Annotated in this window: 18 protein-coding genes; 9 read left to right on the top strand and 9 right to left on the bottom strand. The window is 69.0% G+C overall.

Features of this window, described 5'->3' with window-relative positions:
• Positions 1–26: 26 nt before the first annotated feature.
• Both yicI and H507_RS16775 read left to right on the top strand, forming a co-directional pair.
• Positions 27–2,375, top strand: coding sequence for an alpha-xylosidase (gene yicI, locus H507_RS0112680; RefSeq protein WP_022911072.1), 2,349 nt, complete (start codon positions 27–29; stop codon positions 2,373–2,375).
• A complete protein-coding gene (locus H507_RS16775) occupies positions 2,372–4,474 on the top strand; it encodes a beta-galactosidase (protein ID WP_022911071.1) in 2,103 nt (700 codons plus the stop codon). The genes yicI and H507_RS16775 overlap by 4 nt, the downstream gene beginning before the upstream one ends.
• A 22-nt stretch (positions 4,475–4,496) precedes the next feature.
• Here H507_RS16775 and H507_RS16770 read toward each other — a convergent pair whose 3' ends face one another.
• Positions 4,497–5,414, bottom strand: coding sequence for a VanW family protein (locus H507_RS16770; protein WP_022911070.1), 918 nt, complete (start codon positions 5,412–5,414; stop codon positions 4,497–4,499).
• A 147-nt stretch (positions 5,415–5,561) separates the two neighbouring features.
• Complete coding sequence (locus tag H507_RS0112665) at positions 5,562–6,581, bottom strand: aldo/keto reductase family protein (RefSeq protein WP_022911069.1); 1,020 nt, start codon at positions 6,579–6,581, stop codon at positions 5,562–5,564.
• Between the two features lie 109 nt (positions 6,582–6,690).
• Here H507_RS0112665 and H507_RS0112660 point away from each other — a divergent pair, with 109 nt between their 5' ends.
• A complete protein-coding gene (locus H507_RS0112660) occupies positions 6,691–9,069 on the top strand; it encodes a glycoside hydrolase family 95 protein (protein WP_022911068.1) in 2,379 nt (792 codons plus the stop codon).
• A 366-nt stretch (positions 9,070–9,435) separates the two neighbouring features.
• The gene (locus H507_RS0112655; RefSeq protein ID WP_022911067.1) at positions 9,436–9,918 is read left to right on the top strand and encodes a hypothetical protein; all 483 of its coding nucleotides are present in this window, start codon (positions 9,436–9,438) and stop codon (positions 9,916–9,918) included.
• Positions 9,919–10,133: 215 nt separating this feature from the next.
• On the opposite strand, the gene H507_RS0112650 is transcribed toward H507_RS0112655, so the two are convergent.
• The 4 genes from H507_RS0112650 to H507_RS0112635 form a co-directional block, all read right to left on the bottom strand.
• Complete coding sequence (locus tag H507_RS0112650; protein ID WP_157438983.1) at positions 10,134–10,412, bottom strand: hypothetical protein; 279 nt, start codon at positions 10,410–10,412, stop codon at positions 10,134–10,136.
• 87 nt (positions 10,413–10,499) lie between these two features.
• The gene (locus H507_RS0112645) at positions 10,500–11,276 is read right to left on the bottom strand and encodes an amino acid ABC transporter ATP-binding protein (protein WP_425393316.1); all 777 of its coding nucleotides are present in this window, start codon (positions 11,274–11,276) and stop codon (positions 10,500–10,502) included.
• A gap of 65 nt (positions 11,277–11,341) precedes the next feature.
• Positions 11,342–12,301: an amino acid ABC transporter permease gene (locus H507_RS0112640; RefSeq protein ID WP_026378181.1), complete on the bottom strand. Its 960-nt coding sequence runs from the start codon at positions 12,299–12,301 to the stop codon at positions 11,342–11,344.
• Positions 12,302–12,378: 77 nt separating this feature from the next.
• A complete protein-coding gene (locus H507_RS0112635) occupies positions 12,379–13,362 on the bottom strand; it encodes an ABC transporter substrate-binding protein (RefSeq protein ID WP_022911063.1) in 984 nt (327 codons plus the stop codon).
• Between the two features lie 132 nt (positions 13,363–13,494).
• Between H507_RS0112635 and H507_RS0112630 the strand changes: the two genes are divergently transcribed.
• The 3 genes from H507_RS0112630 to H507_RS0112620 are packed head-to-tail and all read left to right on the top strand — an operon-like array spanning position 13,495 to position 15,678.
• Positions 13,495–14,655, top strand: coding sequence for a phosphoribosylaminoimidazolesuccinocarboxamide synthase (locus H507_RS0112630; RefSeq protein ID WP_026378179.1), 1,161 nt, complete (start codon positions 13,495–13,497; stop codon positions 14,653–14,655).
• A gap of 2 nt (positions 14,656–14,657) precedes the next feature.
• Positions 14,658–15,335, top strand: coding sequence for a phosphoribosylformylglycinamidine synthase subunit PurQ (gene purQ, locus H507_RS0112625; protein WP_022911061.1), 678 nt, complete (start codon positions 14,658–14,660; stop codon positions 15,333–15,335).
• Positions 15,336–15,342: 7 nt separating this feature from the next.
• Positions 15,343–15,678 carry a YnfA family protein gene (locus H507_RS0112620; RefSeq protein ID WP_022911060.1) on the top strand — a complete coding sequence of 112 codons (336 nt, stop codon included), beginning with the start codon at positions 15,343–15,345 and terminating at the stop codon, positions 15,676–15,678.
• A gap of 321 nt (positions 15,679–15,999) precedes the next feature.
• Here H507_RS0112620 and H507_RS16765 read toward each other — a convergent pair whose 3' ends face one another.
• Positions 16,000–16,893, bottom strand: coding sequence for a DUF559 domain-containing protein (locus H507_RS16765; RefSeq protein ID WP_169512714.1), 894 nt, complete (start codon positions 16,891–16,893; stop codon positions 16,000–16,002).
• A gap of 298 nt (positions 16,894–17,191) precedes the next feature.
• Between H507_RS16765 and H507_RS0112610 the strand changes: the two genes are divergently transcribed.
• Positions 17,192–18,568, top strand: a complete 1,377-nt coding sequence (locus tag H507_RS0112610) for a hypothetical protein (protein WP_022911058.1) — start codon at positions 17,192–17,194, stop codon at positions 18,566–18,568.
• Entirely contained in the window at positions 18,568–18,933 is a 366-nt protein-coding gene (locus H507_RS0112605) for a hypothetical protein (protein ID WP_022911057.1), read from the top strand. Before H507_RS0112610 ends, H507_RS0112605 begins: the two co-directional genes overlap by 1 nt.
• A 48-nt stretch (positions 18,934–18,981) precedes the next feature.
• Here H507_RS0112605 and H507_RS0112600 read toward each other — a convergent pair whose 3' ends face one another.
• Together H507_RS0112600 and H507_RS0112595 are read right to left on the bottom strand one after the other, a co-directional pair.
• Positions 18,982–19,287, bottom strand: coding sequence for a hypothetical protein (locus H507_RS0112600; protein ID WP_022911056.1), 306 nt, complete (start codon positions 19,285–19,287; stop codon positions 18,982–18,984).
• Between the two features lie 51 nt (positions 19,288–19,338).
• Positions 19,339–20,280, bottom strand: a complete 942-nt coding sequence (locus tag H507_RS0112595; RefSeq protein WP_022911055.1) for a hypothetical protein — start codon at positions 20,278–20,280, stop codon at positions 19,339–19,341.

Here is a 20,280-nt window from a genome sequence, read left to right as displayed (position 1 = left end):
CTCACCCTCGGAAGGTGTCACCACAGATGAAATTCTCAGACGGCTACTGGATGCTCCCGGCCGGCGTCGAAGCCCTGCGTGCCAGGGTCGTCGTCGACACCGAGGTGGAGCCGACCCGTGTGGTCGCCCATGTCGCCGACCAGCCCATGCGGCACCGCGGTGACACCCTGAACCGCCCGCTCATCAGCGTGGCGCTCGACTCCCCGGCCGAGGGCATCATCGGCGTCACCATCGAGCACTTCTCGGGCAGTGCCAGGCGCGAGCCCGCCCTCGGCCTCTCGTCCGGCGACACGACGGCGGTGACGGAGCGCACCGACTCCCACCTCGTCCTCACCTCGGGAAGCCTGCGAGCGCGGATCGCCACCACCGGCGAGTGGCACCTGGTCTTCGAGCGGGCCGTCGGAGACCAGTGGCAGCAGATCACCTCGTCGACGGCGCGCTCGATCGCCCTGCACACGGTGACCGGCCGGGGAGACGACGACGGCAGCCATGTCAAGGAACAGCTGTCGATCGCGGTGGGCGAGCACTTCTACGGGTTGGGTGAACGCTTCGGCCCGCTGGTCAAGAACGGGCAATCGGTCGACAACTGGAACGCCGACGGAGGCACCTCGTCCGAACAGGCCTACAAGAACGTGCCCTTCCTGCTCTCGGACCGCGGCTACGGGATCCTGGTCGAGTCCACAGACCGGGTCTCGTGGGAGGTCGCCAGCGAGGCGGTGTCGCGGGTGCAGTTCTCCGTGCCGGGGCAGCGACTGCGCTACCTGCTCGTCGACGGTCCCACCCCCGCCGAGGCGCTGGTGCGCTACACGGGACTGGCCGGTCGTCCGTCGCAGGTGCCGGCGTGGTCATACGGGTTGTGGCTGTCGACCTCGTTCACCACCAACTACGACGAGCAGACCGTGCTCTCGTTCGTCGACGGCATGGCCGAGCGGGGCATCCCCCTCAGCGTCTTCCACTTCGACTGCTTCTGGATGCGCGCGTTCCACTGGAGCGACTTCATCTGGGACCCGGCCACCTTCCCCGACCCCCGCGGACTGCTGGCTAAACTGCACGAGCGTGGGCTCAAGGTCTGCGTCTGGATCAACCCCTACATCGCCCAGCGATCCGAACTCTTCGCCGAGGGGTCAGAGCTGGGGTACCTGGTGCGCACTCCTTCCGGTGACGTCTGGCAGACCGACCAGTGGCAGGCCGGGATGGGTCTGGTCGACTTCACCAACCCCTCGGCTGCCGCCTGGTTCTCGGGGAAGCTGAAGGCCCTGCTCGACGACGGGGTCGACTGTTTCAAGACGGACTTCGGCGAGCGCATCCCCACCGAGGTGGTCTGGCACGACGGCACCGACCCCCAGCTGATGCACAACTGGTACGCCACCCTCTACAACCGCAGTGTGCACGACCTGCTCGTGCGCGAGCGCGGCCAGGGCGAGGCGGTGTTGTTCGCACGGTCCGCCTCGCTGGGCGGGCAGCAGTACCCGGTGCACTGGGGCGGTGACTGCGAGTCCACCTTCGTGTCGATGGCCGAGTCGCTGCGCGGTGGGCTGTCGCTGGCCTCGTCCGGTTTCGGGTTCTGGAGCCACGACATCGGCGGGTTCGAGGGCACTCCCGACCCCGCCGTGTTCAAGCGTTGGGTGGCCTTCGGGCTGCTCAGTTCGCACTCGCGGCTGCATGGTTCGAGTTCCTACCGGGTGCCCTGGGCCTTCGACGACGAGGCCGTCGAGATCACCCGGGCCTTCACCAGGCTGAAGCTCTCGCTGATGCCCTACCTGGGGTCGTCGGGCCTGGTGGCGCACCGCACCGGACTGCCGGTGATGCGTCCACTGGTGGTCGACTTCGCCCACGACAGATCGGCCGCCCTCGTCGACACCCAGTACCTGCTGGGCGACGCCCTGCTGGTCGCTCCGGTCTTCTCGGCCGAGGGGGACACCGAGTTCTACCTGCCCGCGGCGCTCGGCGGTGCCCGCTGGACGAACTGGTGGGACGGTTCGACCCTGCCGGGTGGCACCTGGCACCGCGAGACCCACGGGTTCGACACCCTTCCTCTCTACGTGCGCCCCGGTTCGGTGGTCCCGGTCGGCGGCCGGGACGATCGTCCCGACTACGACTGGGCCGAGGGCGTGGTGCTGCGAGTCTTCGAACCCGGCGACGGTTTGCAGCGCGACCTGAGCCTCGCCCGCCCCGACGGTAGCGAGGTCGGCTACCGCGTCGAGCGCCATGGCGACACCCTCACCATCAGCTCGGACGACGCTCCCGCGGGTTGGGGCGCGGCCCTGGGATGCAACGAGGCCGTCCGTGAGAGTGGCGGCCGGGTGACGATCAGCCTCGCGCTCGCCGACCGTGGCGACGTGCCGGCTCGGACGACGGACGAGGAAGGGGCATGAGCATGAACCAGCTCGACCTGCAGCAAGGCAGCGCCAGCCCAGCCGTCGCCAACCCGACCAACCCGTTGGCGGCCATGGCCGGTGGCGCCCTGTTGTTCGGTGGCGACTACAACCCCGAACAGTGGGAACCCTCGGTCTGGCGTGAGGACGTCGCCCTGATGGTCGAGGCGGGGGTGAACATCGCCACCGTCGGCGTGTTCAGCTGGAGCCGCCTGCAGCCGACCGCCGACAGTTGGCAGGTCGACTGGCTCGACGAGGTGATCGACCTGCTGTGGTCGAACGGGATCGCCGTCGACCTGGCCACCCCCACCGCGTCACCCCCGCCATGGATGGGACTCGCCCACCCCGAGATCTTGTCGGTCAGCCCCGAGGGGAGGCGGAGCCGCCACGGTGGCCGCGCCCACTTCTGCCCCAGCTCGCCGGTGTTCAGGGCGGCCTGCCGAGAGGTGGCGTCCCGACTGGGGGAGCGCTACGGCGACCATCCGGCCGTGAAGCTCTGGCACATCGGCAACGAGTACGGCCACGGCTGCTGGTGTGACCTGTGTCGCTCGGAGTTCCAGGCCTTCCTCGAGCGCAGGCACGGCACCATCGAGGCGCTCAACCACGCCTGGGGAACGGCGTTCTGGAGCCAGCACCATGCCAGCTTCGACGAAGTGGTGTTGCCCCTGCGTGGCATGAACCCCGGCGCTGTCCTCGACCACCGACGCTTCATCTCATCCCAACTGCACCGGCTCTACCTCGACCAGCGAGAGGTGCTGACCCCGCTGGTGGGAGGCACCCCCATCACCACGAACCTGATGGGGTTCTACGAGCACGTGGACGCGCAGCGATGGGCTCCCGACCTCGACGTGATCGCCGACGACGAGTATCCCGACCCGTCCGACCCGCAGGCTCGCTCGCGGGTCGCACTGGTGCAGGACCAGCTCCGCTCACTGCGCGGCGGGCAGCCGTGGCTGCTGATGGAGCAGGCGATGGGTGCCGTCAACTGGCGACCGCACAATGTGCCCAAGACCTCCCGTCAGCGCATCGGTGACGCCGTGCGAGCCATCGGCCATGGTGCCGACGGGGTGCTCAGCTTCCAGTGGCGGCAGGCCGCCTCGGGATCAGAACGGTTCCACTCGGCGATGTTGCCCAACTCCGGCCCCGACACCTTGTTGCACCGTGACGTGCGCCGCATCGGTGCCCTGCTGCGGGAGCTCCGTCCCGTCGCGGGCACGCGGGTGAGCACCCCGCTCGCGCTCGTGCTCGACTGGGAGTCACGGTGGTCGGCCGAGGAACCCGACTCGCCGTCGAATCTGAGGACGGTGCTGGAACAGGCGGAGCGGTGGCATCGGGTGCTGTGGGAGCGGGGTTGGCAGGTCGACGTGCGCGCGCCGTGGGACGACCTCAGTTCCTATCCGGTGGTGCTGGCGCCGTGCGCCCACCTGCTCGACCAGGACTCCGTCGCCAACCTGCGAGCCCATGTCGACGCCGGTGGGACGCTGGTGATGGGCCCGTTCAGCGCCGTCGAGGACGAGACCGCCCGGCTCTTCCCCGGTCCCTTCCCGGGCGGGTTCACCGACCTGCTGGGTGCCCGGGGTGAGCAGTGGTGGCCGCTGCCCGACGCGGGCGTGGGGCTGGTGTCGGCGAGCCTGGGCGATGGACGCGTCGACCACTGGGCCGAACGGTTGGTGCTCGACGATCAGCACCCGGGCGAGGTGGTCGCAGCCTTCGACCCGGCCGATCCCGCTGGGGTGGACCTCGGCCCGGCCGTGGTGAAGTCACCGGGGCATGAGTTCTACTACCTCGGCGCCACGTTGGCGAGCGAGCAACTGGCGTCGCTGTTCGGCCTGGTGCTGGGGCGCAAGGGTCTGCGTCCCGACCTCGGCGTGTTGGCGACCTCGCCCATTTCCGAGGTGTCCAGTGTCGAGGTGTCCGGTGTCGAGGTGCCGGGTGTCGAGATCATGGTGCGAGGAGGTCACACCTTCGTGGTGAACCACGACGCCGACGAGATCGAGCTCACCACCACGGTGCCCTGTCTCGACCTGGTCTCGGGTGAGCAGGGCAGCACGTTCCGCTTGGTGCCGCAGCAGGCGGGGGTGCTGCGTCCCCTCACCTGACAGGGGGGTCGGCCGGCCCGGGTCAGGTCAGGGCGTCGGCGTCGATGATGGGCACGCCCTGGGGCAGGTACTTCACCAGGGCGCAGTTGCGCTTGACGAGTTCCTCGCCCACTCGGTCGCCGGTGCGCCGATCGATGAGTTCGCGCCAGATCTCGTTGCGCCGGAAGTACTCGTCCCCCCGCTTGAGGAACTCCTCGTGGCGGGCGGAGACCCGGTAGCTGAAGGCCTGCTCCCGGTCGGCGTGCAGTTCGCCCTCGAGATGCCGCTCGCCGACGCGGACGCCCATGCGGAACGTCGATTCGGTGTCGTTGCGCACGACGAGGTCGACGTAGTTCCACACGATGGAGCAGCCGACCCCCCACGGCAGCACGCGACCGTTGTCGGGGAAGGGGTCGAACGAGTGCTCGGAGCGCTCGACCACGGTGAGGGCCGAGTGCAGCACCATCCAGTGCAGCAGGTTGGCCAGCTGGCAGATGCCCCCGCCGACCCCGGGGCGAGCCTCACCGTTCGACAAGCGCATGCCCTCGACGAACCCTCGCCGTCGGGTGCAGTTGCCCACCACCTTGTTGAACGAGAACGACTCCCCGGGGCGGATCACGAGGCCGTCCACCTCACGGGCCGCCAGCCGCAGGTTGGTCACCTTGTTGTGCTGCAACCACATCTCGGACTCACCCAGGCTCCGGAGCAGAAGCGATTTGTGGTGCTTCACCTTGACGGGCAGGTCGTCCTCGGACTTCTCGGCGGCCCACGGGGTGCCGGAGCTCTGCCACGCGATCCACCGGCGGGTCTGGTGGTACTTCACCGCGAGCGGGTAGAGCCAGGGATGGCGCTCGCTCAGGGGCGCACCGACCTGGAGGCGGGTGGGCAGGTCGAGGGTTGCGGTCCCGGCATGGGGACCAGCGGCGGCCTGGGGGCTGGCCATGGTGTGCGGATTCGTCATGGTGTCCTCGGGGAGTGGGGGCGGTCGTGGAGTTCACGCCTGCTGCGCCGGGTGGGTTGTCGTCCTCAGGGAATCTTCACCCTCGGGCTCCACCCGTCGACCGCTCCCCACCCCCGGGGACCACTGTTCATGACATCGAGGACGGAATCACTTCTCGTACTCGGGACGGTCGGGCGAGCGGGTGGCGGTGATCGAGGGATCGTCGGTCACGACCGGCTTGACGATCTCGTCGATCTTCGCCATCGCGTCGGCCGGGATCTTGACCCCTGCGGCGGCAGCGCTGTCCTTCAACTGCTCGGGGCGCGAGGCACCGACGATGGCGCAGCCGACGTTCGGGTTCTGCAGCACCCAGGCGATGGCCAGGGTGGGCATCGACAGGCCCAGGTCGGAGGCGATCGGCTTGAGCTGCTGCACCCGGGTGAGCAGGTCCTCGTTCTCGAGCCAACGGGCGACCATGTTCTTGCCACCCTTCTCGTCGGTGGCGCGGGACCCCTCCGGAGCAGCCTGGCCGGGCAGGTACTTGCCCGAGAGCACACCTTGGGCCATCGGCGACCAGACCACCTGCGAGATGCCCAGCTCGGTCGAGGTGGGGACCACCTCTGCCTCGATGACGCGCTGCAGGATCGAGTACTCCGGCTGGTTCGAGATCAGCTGGATGCCCAACTGCACGGCCAGTCCGTGGGCCTCGCGGAGCTGGTCGGCCGTCCACTCCGAGACGCCGATGTAGAGCGCCTTGCCGGCCCGGACGACGTCAGCGAAGGCCTGCATCGTCTCTTCCAGCGGAGTGAAGTGGTCGTAGCGGTGTGCCTGGTAGAGATCGACGTGGTCGGTCTGCAGGCGCTTCAGCGAACCGTTGATGGCCTCGGTGATGTGCTTGCGGCTCAGACCCCGGTCGTTGTGGCCCTTGGGTCCGGTGGGACCGAAGACCTTCGTGAAGATCTCGAGCGACTCGCGCCGCTCACCCTTGAGGGCCTCGCCCAGCACGGTCTCGGCTGCGGTGTTGGCATAGACGTCTGCGGTGTCGAAGGTCGAGATGCCCAGGTCCAGGGCGGCACGCACGCACGCCGTGGCCTGGTCGGCCTCGATCTGGGAGCCGTGGGTCAGCCAGTTGCCGTAACAGACCTCAGAGATGAGCATTCCGGACTTGCCGAGGTTGCGAAACTCCATGATCGCGTTCCCTTTCGTTCGTTGGCATCGGGGGACGATGCCGCGGTCGCCTTCCATCTTGGCGGCTGGCGGTGTGCTGCGTGCCCGGTCTCGCAATAGGCTCCACGGCATGTGCGCGAATCCCCGGGCGACGACGCCGGAACCGCTTCTGTTGACCTACTCCCAGCCGGCTCCGCTCGATGCCTGGGAGACCCACTCCCTGCCGATCGGCAACGGGGCACTGGGAGCCAGCGTCTTCGGAGGCATCAACGACGACCACGTGGTGCTCAACGAGAAGTCCCTGTGGTCGGGAGGTCCCGGAACCGAGGGTTGGACCCACGGCAACTACCCGGACGACGAGGTCGCCTGGCGACACCAGCGCCTGGCCGAACTGCGCACCAGACTTGCCCGGGGCGAGGAACTGGATCCCGAACTGGTGATGGCCCATGACCAGCTGGGGCAGGCCAAGGTCGGCTACGGATCGATGCAGACGTTCGGGCGCCTGGAGTTCTCCTTCGACCCGGTCGAGCCGGCTCCGGGACTCCCGCCCGCCGGGGACTACCGTCGCACGCTCGACCTGACGACCGGCATCGCCAAGGTCGCCGGCGAGAGCGGCAGCTTTGTCCGGGAGTACTTCGCCTCCCACCCCGACCGGGTGGTCGCGATCCGCCTGACCGGGGTCGCGCCCGTCGCCGTGACGATCGGGTGGGACCCCTGCGCGGCGCCGGACGACCTGTTGGGCGCCGCCACGCTGACGGCCGAACGGGCCGGCGGCGTCGGGCTGCTGACCTGTTCTGGCTCCGGTGTCGACAACGGCCTTCGCTACTTCGGCCAGGTGCGCGTGCAGGTCACCGGGGGGACGATCACCCGTGTGGGCTCGTCCGAGGGCGGTCGGCTGCGGGTCGAGGGGGCCTCGGAGGTGCTGCTGGTCTGGTCCGGCGCCACCGACCATGCCAGCGTGCACCCCCACTACCGCTCCGGACTGGATCCTCGCGGGAGGGTGGAGTCCGATCTGGCCTCCGCACTCGAGCGGGGTTGGGCACAGCTGCGAGAGCGCCACGTCACCGACCACGACGCCCTCTTCTCCCGAGTGAGCCTCGAACTGGGGGGTGCCCCCGGGCAGGGCGACACCTCTGACTGGGTTGAGCAGTACGGCACCAACGCGTCCGCCGATCGTCACCTCGAGGTGCTGCACGCCCAGTACGGGCGTTACCTGTTGATCGCGTCGTCTCGTCCGGGGTCGCTGCCTGCCAACCTGCAGGGGGTCTGGACGAACGTCAACAACCCGCCGTGGGGTGCCGACTACCACCCGAACATCAACGTGCAGATGAACTACTGGCCGGCATGGGTCGCCGGTCTGGACGAATGCGCCATTCCCTACCTCGACTGGGTGCACAGTCTGGTCGCTCCCGGTACGGAGTCCGCGGCGAACGTGGTCGGTGCCCGCGGGTGGATGGTCAACAACGAGACCAATCCCTACGCCTTCACGGGGGTCTTCGACTGGCCCACGGCCGCTTGGTTCCCCGAGGCGGGGGCCTGGCTGGCGCAGGCCTTCTGGTGGCACCACCGCCACACCGCGGACGTCGAGGTCCTGCGCCGTCAGGGCTGGCCGGTGCTGTCGGGCGCCTGCGAGCTGTGGCTCGACACCCTGCAGCCCTCCGAGGTCGCGGCCGACCAGGGGAAGCTGCTGGCGAACCCCTCGTTCAGTCCCGAGCAGGGGTGGTTCACCGCCGGGGCTGCCATGAGTCAGCAGATCGTCACGGAATTGTTCGTGACCACCCTGGAGGCGGCCGCGGTGCTGGGCATCGAGGACGATCTGGTCGCCCGGGTCCGCGCGACGCTGCCCCTGCTCGCGGACGGGATGGACGTGCGCGATGGTGCCGTGGCCGAGTGGCGGGTCGAGCACGTCTCGGGCACCGAACCCCACCATCGCCACACCTCGCACCTCTACGCCCTGCACCCCGGGCGCGCGATGGCGACCAGCCCACGCGCGGACGAGTTGCTGACCGCCGCTCGCGAGACCCTCGAGCGGCGCGGTGACCGGTCCACCGGATGGTCGATGGCGTGGAAGATCAACTTCTGGTCGCGGCTGGGTGACGGTGACCGCGCCCACCGACTGCTGGGTGAGCTGTTGCGCTCCTCGACCCTGCCGAATCTCTGGGACACCCACCCTCCCTTCCAGATCGACGGCAACTTCGGCGCCACCGCGGGTGTGCTCGGCATGCTCGTGCGCAGTGACCTCGGTCCCGCCCTGACCCCGGACTCACCCGAACGGGTGCTGCTGGAGCTGCTGCCGGCGCTGCCGCCGGCCTGGCCGACCGGCTCGGTGGCCGGGGTGCGCACGTGGGGCGGGCTCAGCGTCGACCTCGTCTGGGACGAGGGGGTGCCCACGCGGGTGATCCTCACCGCCGAGCGCCCCGTCGAGGTGGAGGTCGTCGGGTCGGACCTGCGCGAACTGGTCTCGTTGTCCGCTGGTGAGGTCTGGGAGTGGGGTCGCCGGGACGGCTGATCACACCTGCCCTCGTCCAGAATCGGTTGCCCACCTCGCGCGCCTGCCCTCGTCCCTGCCAGGTTGCCCTCGTTGGGCACGCCTGCCCTCGAACCGATCCAGCTGCCCTCGTTGCGCACACCTGCCCTGTCCCTGGACGGGGGCAACTGCGCCGGACGCGGGCAACTGGTTCGTAACGCGGGCAACGGGTTCGTAACGGGAGCAACTGCGCCGGCCGAGGGCAACTGGCTCGATGCTCCTGGCGCCACACCTGACCCTCCGGCTGAAGGATCGCGTTTCGCGGCGCAGATCTACTACGAGCGGTAGTATTGAGTCACACCAGGCCCGGGCGGGCCGGGCTGGCGTTCCCCGAAGGGGGTGGGAACGATGGCTGCGTTGAGCAGGTCCCGACTGGCCACCACGGCGATGTGGTTGCTGGGTCTGGCGGCGGTGCTGCTGGTCGTGTCGGTGATCCCGGGGCCGGAGATGGTGCGCGCCTCTGTGTACACGGTCGCCTTCTGGGTGGCCCTCGGCGGTCTGGGTGTGCTCCTGGCCGACCGGCTGCACGTGCGCCGGGAACGGCCCACGCTTCTTCCCGTCACGTCGCTGGGCTGGTGGTCGCTCGGTCTGATGGTGGCCGGCGTCCTCGTGTTCGTGGTGATGGGACTCTCGTCGCGTGGCGGCAGGGGACCCGGCATCCCGTTGTTCGTGTTCACGGTGACCGCATTCACGGCGATGGCAGCGGCGGGAGTGATGGCACTGGCCGCTTGGGTGAAGCGGCGCGAACGCTCGCTGTTGGTCGCCCTGGCCATCGTCCCGGCGTTGTTCGCCATCTACTTCGTGGCGGGGGAGTTCGCCTTCCCGCACTGAGGCCATGGCATGGGAGACGTCCCGCCCGGAGGCACGGAGCGGGCACGAATGGGGGGAGCCCAAGCGGGCGCGGATGGCGCGCTTGTGGCGCGGTAACCGACAACTCGTCGCTGGAGGCCCAGGAAATCCTGGGCGGGATCACCCGGACGATCCGGCGACGAGTTCTCGGGTCCTTGCTGCAGGGACGACCGGTGGCACCGGTTTCCGCCCCGGCCTCACCGTCCGACCATGCCGACGCCCTTCGTCAGCCGCGCGAGACCCTGGTCGAGCACGGCTGCCTGCCTGGCCAGCAACTGGAGGTGGGACTCGACCAGGAAGAACTCCGCAGGCGTGGTCCAGCCCGGGCGGCGCCAGACCGGGATCAGCTCCTTGATGGACTCCTGGTGGTCCGAGAGGCGGGAGAGCACCCCGATCAGGGTGTCTGCCCGCTCGTCGAGCAGGTCGAAATCGTGGTTGAGCTTCTCCCCGAATTCGGGGTCGAGCTTCGTGGACATGCTGGTCACCTTTCGTGGAGGAGGGTGCCCGGATGGGCTACCCACCCAACAAGAGGCGTGACCGCTCGCGCCGATACGTGGAACCACTCAGGATGCGGCCGGGCCCTCCTCGAGCACTCGCTGCAGGAACTGCCTCGTCCGTTCCTGGCGAGGGTTGTTGATCACCTCGCGAGCGGGGCCCTCCTCGACGACCACACCGTCGTCCATGAAGACCACCCGGTCGGCGACGTCACGGGCGAAGGCGATCTCGTGGGTGACCACGATCATGGTGGTGCCCTGTTCGGCCAGTTCGCGCATCACGCGCAGCACCTCCCCGACCAGCTCGGGGTCGAGGGCCGAGGTGGGCTCGTCGAAGAGCATGAGCTTGGGCTTCATCGCCAGGGCGCGGGCGATGGCCACGCGCTGCTGCTGACCCCCCGACAGTTGCGAGGGGTAGTGGTGCGGCTTGTCCGCCAGTCCGACCTGGTCGAGCAACTGTTCGGCCTCGGCGACGGCCTGCGCCTTCGACACCCGCTTCACCTGCATCGGTGCCTCGATGATGTTCTCGAGTGCAGTCTTGTGCGGGAACAGGTTGAACCGCTGGAAGACCATGCCGATCTCGCGGCGTTGCGCGGCCTTCTGCTGGTCACCGAGATGGCGGAGCCTGCCAGGAGCGGTCTCCTCGAGGCCCATCAGCTCGCCGTCGACGAAGATGCGCCCGCCGTCGAGGTTCTCCAACATGTTGATGCACCGCAGGAAGGTCGTCTTGCCCGACCCCGAGGGTCCGAGCAGGCACACCACCTCGCCGGGGTGCACCACCAGGTCGATCCCCTTCAGCACGTGGTGCCGGTGGAAGGACTTGTGCACGTTGATCGCCTCGACCAGGGGATCGCGCGCGGAGTCACCCTCGGCCCGTGCCGGCGGCCGATCCAACTGGCCCATCTCGCTCATCAGTGTTCCCCGACCTTGTCCAGCAACCGTTGCGCCTTCGGGTTGACGGTGCCGAAGCCTCGTCCGAAATGGCGCTCGAGAAGGCTCTGGAAGACCATCAACACCGAGCAGACGATGATGTACCACAGGGTCGCCGCCACGTAGGCGGGCATGATCTTGTAGGTGCGGTTGGCCACGATGGTGGCCTGGTTGAACAGCTCCAGCCCCACGGGCACGGCGATCAGCAGCGAGGTGTCCTTGACCATCGCGATGGTCTCGTTGCCCGTCGGTGGCACGATCACGCGCATGGCCTGTGGCAGGACGATCCGGCGCATCGTCCTCGACGAGCTCATGCCGAGGGCTGAGGCTGCCTCACGCTGGCCGGTGTCGACGCTCAGGATGCCGGCGCGGGCAATCTCTGCCATGTAGGCGGCCTCCGACAGGCCCAGCCCGACGGCGCCGATGACGATGCCCTGGCTCAGCCGCCGGGTGTCGATCTGCCAGGGCGACAACGTGTTCAGGTCGAGCCCCAGCAGCCGTGACACCTGCTGCCCGAACGGCAGACCGAGGTCGAGGTGCGGGTACAGGTAGATCACCCCCACGCCGAGGATGGTCAGCAATACGTAGCGGGGCACCGACCGGAAGAACCACGTGTACACGGCGGCGACAGTGCTGAGCACGGGGTTGGACGACAACCTCATCACGGCGAGCAGAACACCGAGGGTGACGCCGACGATCATCGCCAGCAGCGTGCCCAACAGGGTGCCCACCAGCAGTCCCTGCAGGATGGGCCGGTAGTTCATCACCGAGAAGACGTAGCTCCACTCCCAGCGCGGGTTCGTGATGAAGGAACGGACCATCATCGCGGCCACCACGAGGATCAGGAAGACCAGGACCCACCGCCACGGGTGACGCACCGGGGCGGCCCTCAGGTCGCCCGGACGTTCCGCTCGGGAGCGCTCCAACAGGGAACTGCTCATCGGCTGTCCTTCCGGTCCGGTCGTGGGGTGCGTCAACCCCCGGCGCTCCGGAATCGTAGCGCCGGGGGAGAGGACGCTCAGGGGTTGACGGGGAACTCGGCCACGGCTCCGTCGGAGTTGTTCCACTTCGACAGGATCGCCTCGTAGGTGCCATCCGCCTTGAGCTTGGCCAGTGCCTCACCGATCACCGCGGCGAACTCGGCGTTCTGCTTCGAGACGACGATGCCGTAGGGGGCTGCGTCGTACATCGTGCCCACCTGCTCGAGTTGCCCATTGGTCTGGCCGATCGCGTAGGCCACCACGGGGGAGTCGGCCAACATGGCGTCGGCCTTGCCCGAGATGACGTCAGCGGTCGCCTTCGACTGCTCCCCCTCGACCACGATGGTGATCTTGGGCTTGCCGGCCCCGGTGCAGGCCTTGTCGCGGGCCTGGATGTCGTCCACCTGCACCGTGCCCTTCTGCACGGCGACGGTCTTGCCACACATGTCGTCGGGATTGAGGTTCGACCCGGGCTTGGCCGCCCACGAGGTGCCGGCGTTGAAGTACTGCACCATCGAGACCTGCTTCTTGCGCTGGTCGTTGATGGTGAACGAGCTGACGGCGATGTCGTACTTGCCGCTCGTCACCCCCAGGATGATGGTGTCGAAACCGGCGTTGTTGTACTGCACCTTGAGGCCCAGGGTGGTGGCGACAGCGTTCATCAGGTCGACGTCCATGCCGATGATGGTCTTGCCGTCGGTGTCCATGAACTCGTTGGGCGCGTACGAGGCGTCGCTGCCGTCGATCAGGGTGCCCTTCTGCTTGATCGCGGCGGGAACCTTCGCAGCCAGCGCATCGTCGAGGGTGCCGGTGATCGGCTTGGACGAGGCAGACGCCGAGGCGCTGGCGGACGATCCCGTGCTGGCAGCGCTCGAGGGCTCGCCACCGGGCAGCTGGGTGGACCCGCAGGCCGTCAGGGTGAGGCTGAGCAGTCCCACGCCGACCAGGGCTGTCCGCAGGGTCGAGGGCCGCAGGGTCGAGGGCCGCTGGGTCCAGCGGCGGAGCTTGGTGTGAACCGGCATCGTGTCAGGCCTCTTTCATCGGGTCTCGTGCCCCACGATCATTCCACCGACGGACGCTCGGGCCGTCCACGTCTGGGGGTCGGACGCCGATCGCCACCAGTTGGGCATGACCGCTGGCCGTAGGGTGTGGGGGTGAGCTTCGACGAATCCGACCTCGGCGCCCTCGACGTCCCCCAGATCCACGCCGGCAAGGTGCGGCGGTTGTACGCATGGCCGGCGGACGAATCCGGGCGTGGCCGTCTGCTGATGGTCGCCACCGATGCCGTCAGCGCCTACGACCACGTGCTGTCGCGGCCGATCCCCGACAAGGGTGCCGTGCTCACCCAGTTGTCGCAGTGGTGGTTCGCCCAGCTGGACGAGGTGGTCGACAACCATGTGCTGTCGACCGACGTGCCTGCCGTGGTCGAAGGGCGGGCGGTGATCTGCGAGGCGCTGGAGATGTTCCCCGTCGAGTGCGTCGCCCGTGGCTACCTGACGGGTTCGGGCTGGGCCGAGTACCAGGCCTCCCGCACGGTCTGCGGTATCGACCTGCCCGAGGGACTGCACGACGGGTCGCGGCTGCCGGAGCCGATCTTCACCCCCGCCACCAAGGCCGAACTGGGCGAGCACGACGAGAACATCGACTTCGCGCGCATGGTCGACATCGTCGGTGCCGAGGCGGCTGAGCGGCTGCGCACCCTGACACTGGCCATCTACGCCCGCGCCGAGCAGATCGCCCGCGAGCGGGGCATCATCCTGGCCGACACCAAGGTCGAGTTCGGACGCCGACCCGACGGCACCATCGTGTTGGCCGACGAGGTGCTGACCCCCGACTCGTCCCGGTTCTGGGACGCCACCGCCTGGCAGGAGGGCAGCCTGGAGTCCTTCGACAAGCAGTACCTGCGCGACTGGCTGACCCGCGAATCGGGCTGGGACAAGGGCTCTGACGCGCCACCGCCGCCGCTGCCCGACGACGTGGTGACGGCCACCCGGGAGCGCTACCTCGAGGCCTACCAGCGGCTCACCGGGAGCGCCTTCGTCCCCGCCGGAGCCGGTAGGATCTCGCCCATGGCCAAGATCGTGGTGGACGTCATGCCCAAGCCCGAGATCCTCGACCCCCAGGGCAAGGCGGTGACGGGTGCGCTGCAACGGCTGGGGCACTCCGGGCTCACCGTTCGGCAGGGCAAGCGCTTCGAGATCGAGGTCGACGGTGAGATCACCGATGCCCGGCTCGACGAGGTGCGCCAAGCGGCCGAGACGCTGCTCGCCAACACCGTGATCGAGCAGTTCGACGTGCGCGTCGAGGAGGCCTGAGCATGGCCACCCGCATCGGCGTGGTGACCTTCCCCGGTTCACTGGACGACCACGACGCCTCCCGGGCCGTGCGGCTGTCGGGTGCCGAGCCGGTGTCGCTGTGGCACGCGTCGGACTCGCTCGAGGGTGTCGACGCCGTCATCCTGCCCGGTGGATTCTCCTACGGCGACTACCTCAGGTGCGGGGCCATCGCCCGGTTCTCGCCCGTCATGGGATCGGTGATCGACGCGGCCAACGCCGGCATGCCGGTGCTCGGCATCTGCAACGGGTTCCAGGTGCTCTGCGAGACCCATCTGCTGCCAGGGGCCATGATCCGCAACGAATCGCGCCACTTCATCTGCCGCGACCAGCGCCTGCGCGTGGAGTCGGCCGACACCGTCTGGACCTGCGACTTCGAGTCCGGCCAGGAGATCACCATCGTGCTGAAGAACGGCGAGGGCAACTACCAGGCCGATGCCGAGACCCTGAAGCGACTCGAGGGCAACAACCAGGTCGTCTTCCGCTACCTCGACAACCCCAACGGCTCGGTCAACGACATCGCGGGCATCACCAACGAGCGCGGCAACGTGGTCGGCCTGATGCCGCACCCGGAGCACAACATGGAGGAGTTGACCTCACCGTCGCTGGACGGGCGGCCCTTCTTCTCGTCGGTGCAGCGCTTCCTGGCCGCCCACGTCTGAGCCGCCGGTGATCACGGCGAAGTCGCTGCTGCTGTTCGTGGCCGCGGCGATCTGCGAGATCGGTGGGGCCTGGCTGGTCTGGCAGGGAGTGCGCGAGCACAAGGGCTGGCTGTGGGCCGGGGCCGGGGTGATCGCCCTGGGCATCTACGGGTTCGTGGCCACCCTGCAGCCCGACGCCCACTTCGGACGCATCCTGGCCGCCTACGGCGGGGTCTTCGTGGCGGGCTCACTGCTGTGGGCGATGGTCGTCGACGGGTTCCGTCCCGATCGCTGGGACGTGATCGGTGCCATCGTGTGTCTGGTCGGGGTGGCCGTGATCATGTACGCCCCCCGCGCCGCCTGACCCCCGGTTCCCCCGACAGCCCTGGGCCGCCGTGCCCCCGGCGTGCAGACGCAGCTGGGTACCCCCCTCTCGGCGAACCGTCGCTGGCTCTCGCTCCTGGTCCGCTTGCCCTCGGGATCGGGCTCGCTGGCTTCCCCGCGTGGTCTCACGCCACTTCCGGACTCGTCCCGCTGAACCTCCGCCAGGATCACCACCGTGGCTCGACCAACCCTCCGAAACCGGCGGTTGGTCGAGCCCGCGTGGTGATCCTGGCGTGATCGGAGGTCGCCGTGACGTGGCCGGGCTCCTAGGCCGGGCGTCGGGCGTGGTCGTTGGGCGAAATCAGGCTGATCGGGGCAGATGCCGACGACGGCTCACTCGTCCCGGACCTCGACGGTGCACGCCCAGCCTGAGGGCGGCGGTGATCTCGTGCACGACCTCGTCCCAGTCGAGCATGACCGACTCCCACGTCAGCCGCATCGGGGTGTAGCCGAGGGCCACCAGTCGCCTGTCGCGGCGGCGATCGCTGTTGTGCCCCGTGGGGGTGGCATGGGTCTCGCGCCCGTCCACCTCGAGGGCCAGGCAGTCGCCCACCAGCAGATCGATCCGACCCACCCCGGGTATGAAGACCTGACTGCGTACTCGATGTCCCAGAGCCACCAGCCGCACTCGCGTCAGTGACTCGATGCCCGACTCCGCGCGGGCGCACCGCCGAAGCAGTGCACGGACGTGGTCGGGTTCGTCGGTCAGGAGGTCGGCCAGGTCGTCCCATCCCGCGAGCCCGAGATGGACAACATTGTCGAGGATGGCGACGAACTCCTCCGAGGTGCAGCAGTGGGCGGCGCACCGGACCGCGATTGGCCATGGGTCAAGGGCCCGTCTGGGCCAGCCCGGTCGGCCCGAAGGCTTGCACACCTTCAGTCCACCGCTGTTCCACCTGCGCCTGTGGTGCTCCGAGCGTCGGATGTGGAGAGTGCGATCCAGCGGCGTCCAGATGCCATGGAGGCGCAGCGCCGACACGCACGACAGGACGCCACCGCTCGAGACGGCCCGGACCACCGCGGGGTCGGCACCTGCCGTGGCGAACCATCCCGGACGAAGCCGCCGCAACGCACCGGTGACCACCGCCTGCTTGATCGCGTGGTCCGTTGCGCCCAGAGTGTGCAGTTCGCGACGGGTGAGCACCCCGCTGGGCTGGAGCCGCTGGATCTCGAAGTGCCAGGCATGGGAGGACATGCCCATCACGGTGAACCTTGCGGTGCCGCGGGGACGGCGCCCCGATGCGACGGACAACACCCGGACAACACTTCTTGGCCCCGGAGAACCAATGGGGGAGCCGCAAAAACCGTTGCCAAGCCCGGCGCCCGCCGAAGATGACGCCACGATCACCACCGTGGCTCGACCAACCCTCGAAAACCAGCGGTTGGTCGAGCCACCGTGGTGATCCTGGCCCAGCAGCGGCAGCACCGTCCCGAGGGTGGCGACCCCCGCCCGTCCTAGACTCGCTCCCGCCCCGACCACACGAGGAGACCGCATGCTGCAGGAGTCGATGGACGCCTACTCAGCGCTCAGCGACGGCCAGTTCGGCATCGACGACGCCACCTCGGTGGCGGGGCTGGGAATGTCTGCCCTCGGCGCCTTCCTCGACCCGGCCGGCGCCCTGGTGGGTGCGATCCTGGGCCCGCTGCTCGACTGGGTGGCCGCCAACGTCTCGTTCGTCAAGGAACCGCTCGACCTGCTGCTGGGCGACCCCGGCGAGGTCATGCAGTACAGCCAGCGGTGGCAGGCTGCCGCCCAACAGCTCACCCTGGCCTCGCAGCAGCAGGTGCAGGACGTGCAGAACAACCTGCAGCACTGGTCGGGGCAGGCCTACGAGGCGTTCATCAAGGTGCAGGTCAACGTCAACAAGGCCTTCACCTCCTCGGCCCAGCTGTGCCAGAGCATGGGCAACGCCGTCCAGGTCGCCGGCACCATCGTCGGCGTCCTGCGCGAACTCGTCTGGGGCCTGGTCAAGGAACTGGTGATCAGCCTCGTCACCAACGCCGTGATCGCCGCAGCGGCGGCCATCCCTTCGTTCGGGGCCTCGCTCGGCGCCTACACCGCCTGGGCCTCCGGCAAGGTGGCGATGGTGATGGGCAAGATCTCGATGGGCATCAGCAAGGTCTTCTCCAAGCTGTCCCGCCTGACCACCAGGATCGGCCCGCTGAGTCGCATGTTCGACCAGGCGGGTGCCGCCTTCGCACGCATGGCCGCCCGGTTCGACGTGCCCGCCGGCACCACCCCTCCGGGGGGACGACGGACCCACGACCCCGACGCCCCCAACCCGGCTCCGCACCCGCCGTTCGGTGACCCGGAGCCGCTGGGCACTCGTCCCGACCAACCCCTGTCGGCGACCGACCACCCCTACCTGCAGCCCAACGGCACCACCCCCGAGACCCAGGCCCTGCCCGGTGCCCCCCAGCCGACCGCCGTCACGCCGGCCGACGTGCCCGTCCCCGACGGGTGGCCCCCGCTCGACCAGAGCGCCCTCAACACCTTCGACGGAGCTCCCACTCCCGAGACGTGGCCCGCGGGTGAGACCCGTTACCGCGTGGTCGGTGACGGCCAGTACCCCTCCGGTTCGTTCTGGACGCGTGAACCCCCGGCTTCGGACGACGTGCTGCGCGGCGACCTCGCGGTGTTGAACGAGTGGAACGGCAACCACGGGGTGGTCGCCTACACCCCCTCGCAGGACCTCAATGTCTGGGTGGGACCCGCGGGGGCCCAGCCCACCACCGGTTACGATCCCCTCAACCCGACCCACCTTCCCGGTGGCGGCGAACAGATCTACGTGCAGCGAGGCGGGTTCCCGTCCGGTGACCTGGACGATCCCGGTCGCTGGCACGTGCAGAGCACTCCTTGGAGCAACTGATGAACGCCTTCGACGACCTGTTCGGCGCGCTCGACTCGCACCTGGCCTGGGTGCGCGGGCTCGACCCCCGTGGGCCCGACGCCGAGCGCAACGGGCGCAAGCACTTCATCTTCGCGACGGAGTCACCGACCTCGGCGTGGGCGATCTACTACTGCCACCAGTGCCTCACCCAGACGATGAACTCCGGGTCGTGGATGTTCGCCGCCGACGCGGAGCAAGCGCTCCGGCCGCCCACGGATGCGGGACTGACGACGGTCCGCGGGCTGTCACCCTCGGCAGAGCTCGACGCCGAGCTGGCCGACTGGCAGCGACGCCATGCGGTGGCGGCCAAGCCCTACCCGGGCGAGGCCCCGCGCATCAACTGACCCCCACCGCCCGAACAGGCCACCGCCTGAACAGGCCACCGCCCGAACTCAGTCGAGGATGCGCCGGGCAGCGTCCACGTTCTTCTGCTCGGTCTCGCGATACCGCCTGGCGGTCTGGCGCATCGACTGCGAGGTGGTCTCGATCGCCTGGGCAGCGCCGTTGAGGTAACGGCCCGCTGCGGCCGTCACACCCGTCATCACCGGCACCAGCACCGGACCCATCATCAGGCCGTACATCAGCGGGCTGGGTTGGGTCTGGGCCTGACTGACCGTGGTCCGCACCTGCGCCGCCAGACCGTCGAGTGACTGCACGTGCTGGTCGAGTTCGGGCAGGGAGAAGCTCAGGTCAGGCATGGCGGTCTCCTTCGGAGATCAGTGGAGCGTCCATCGTAGGCAACGGGCAGTTCACCAGCGGGGACGATCGCGGCCGGCCCGCCCGCTCCAGAGACCGGGATCGGTCGCCGGTGACCACGACCCCGCCAACCCCGAGTCGGCGATCGCCACCTGCAACCGCTGCTGGGCGTCCTCGGCGGCGGCCCGGTAGCCCTCGACCACGGCCCGGGAGAGTTCGTCATGAGTGGCATCTGCCGCCGGGGCATGGAAGACCACCCGATCGACCTTGCCGCCGTTGAACACCGCGAGGGTCACCAGCTTGTCGCGGTGCTCGCCGACGATGGTGGCGGCCAGCTCGGTCAGCTCGGCGGTGTGCGCGGTGAGCTCGGCCACCTGCTGCTCGAGCTCCTGCTGCCAACTGGCCGGGTCACTGGTCGGCACGAGCCGCTGGAACAGGGGGTCGTTGACGAAGGCCGAGAGGTCCTCTGGTTCACCCTCGTCCAAGGTGGCGAGCAACCGGTCGAAATCGTCGTCGACGGGCAGCCCCGCGGGCGGATCGACGGGCACCTGCCCGGGTACCCCTGATGACGACTCCTCGCTGCCCGCATCGGCAGCGCCCTCGTCCACGCCGTGCAGGGAACCGACCACCGGACGCCCGATCGTCGGTTGTTCGGGGGTGGGGGCCAGTTCGCCAATGGATGCGTCGAGGCCACCGGAGTCCCGGGCGAGCGCGCGGGTGATGAGGGCGCACGCCTCGTGGTAGGCCTGGCGGAATGCCGTGCACAGCTGCGCTGGGCTGGGCACGGGCTCGTCCGGGTCGAGGGTGAATCCGACCAGTCGTCCGCCGGGGCCGACCTTCACGCTCACGGCGGCGCTGGTGGCCTCGGCCGACAGTGCCGCCAACGCGGCGCTGCGACGCTGCGCGTCGGCGTACATCGCCTGGGCCTGCGACATCAGCTGCTCGGCGTACGCCAAGGGGTCGGTCGCTGCGGGGGACTTGGCTCGCTCGCTCAC

Source organism: Aestuariimicrobium kwangyangense DSM 21549 (assembly GCF_000421525.1).
Taxonomy (GTDB): Bacteria; Actinomycetota; Actinomycetes; order Propionibacteriales; family Propionibacteriaceae; genus Aestuariimicrobium; species Aestuariimicrobium kwangyangense.
The sequence above is the reverse complement of the archived record's forward strand: the minus strand, read 5'-3'. Positions and strand labels throughout refer to the sequence as shown.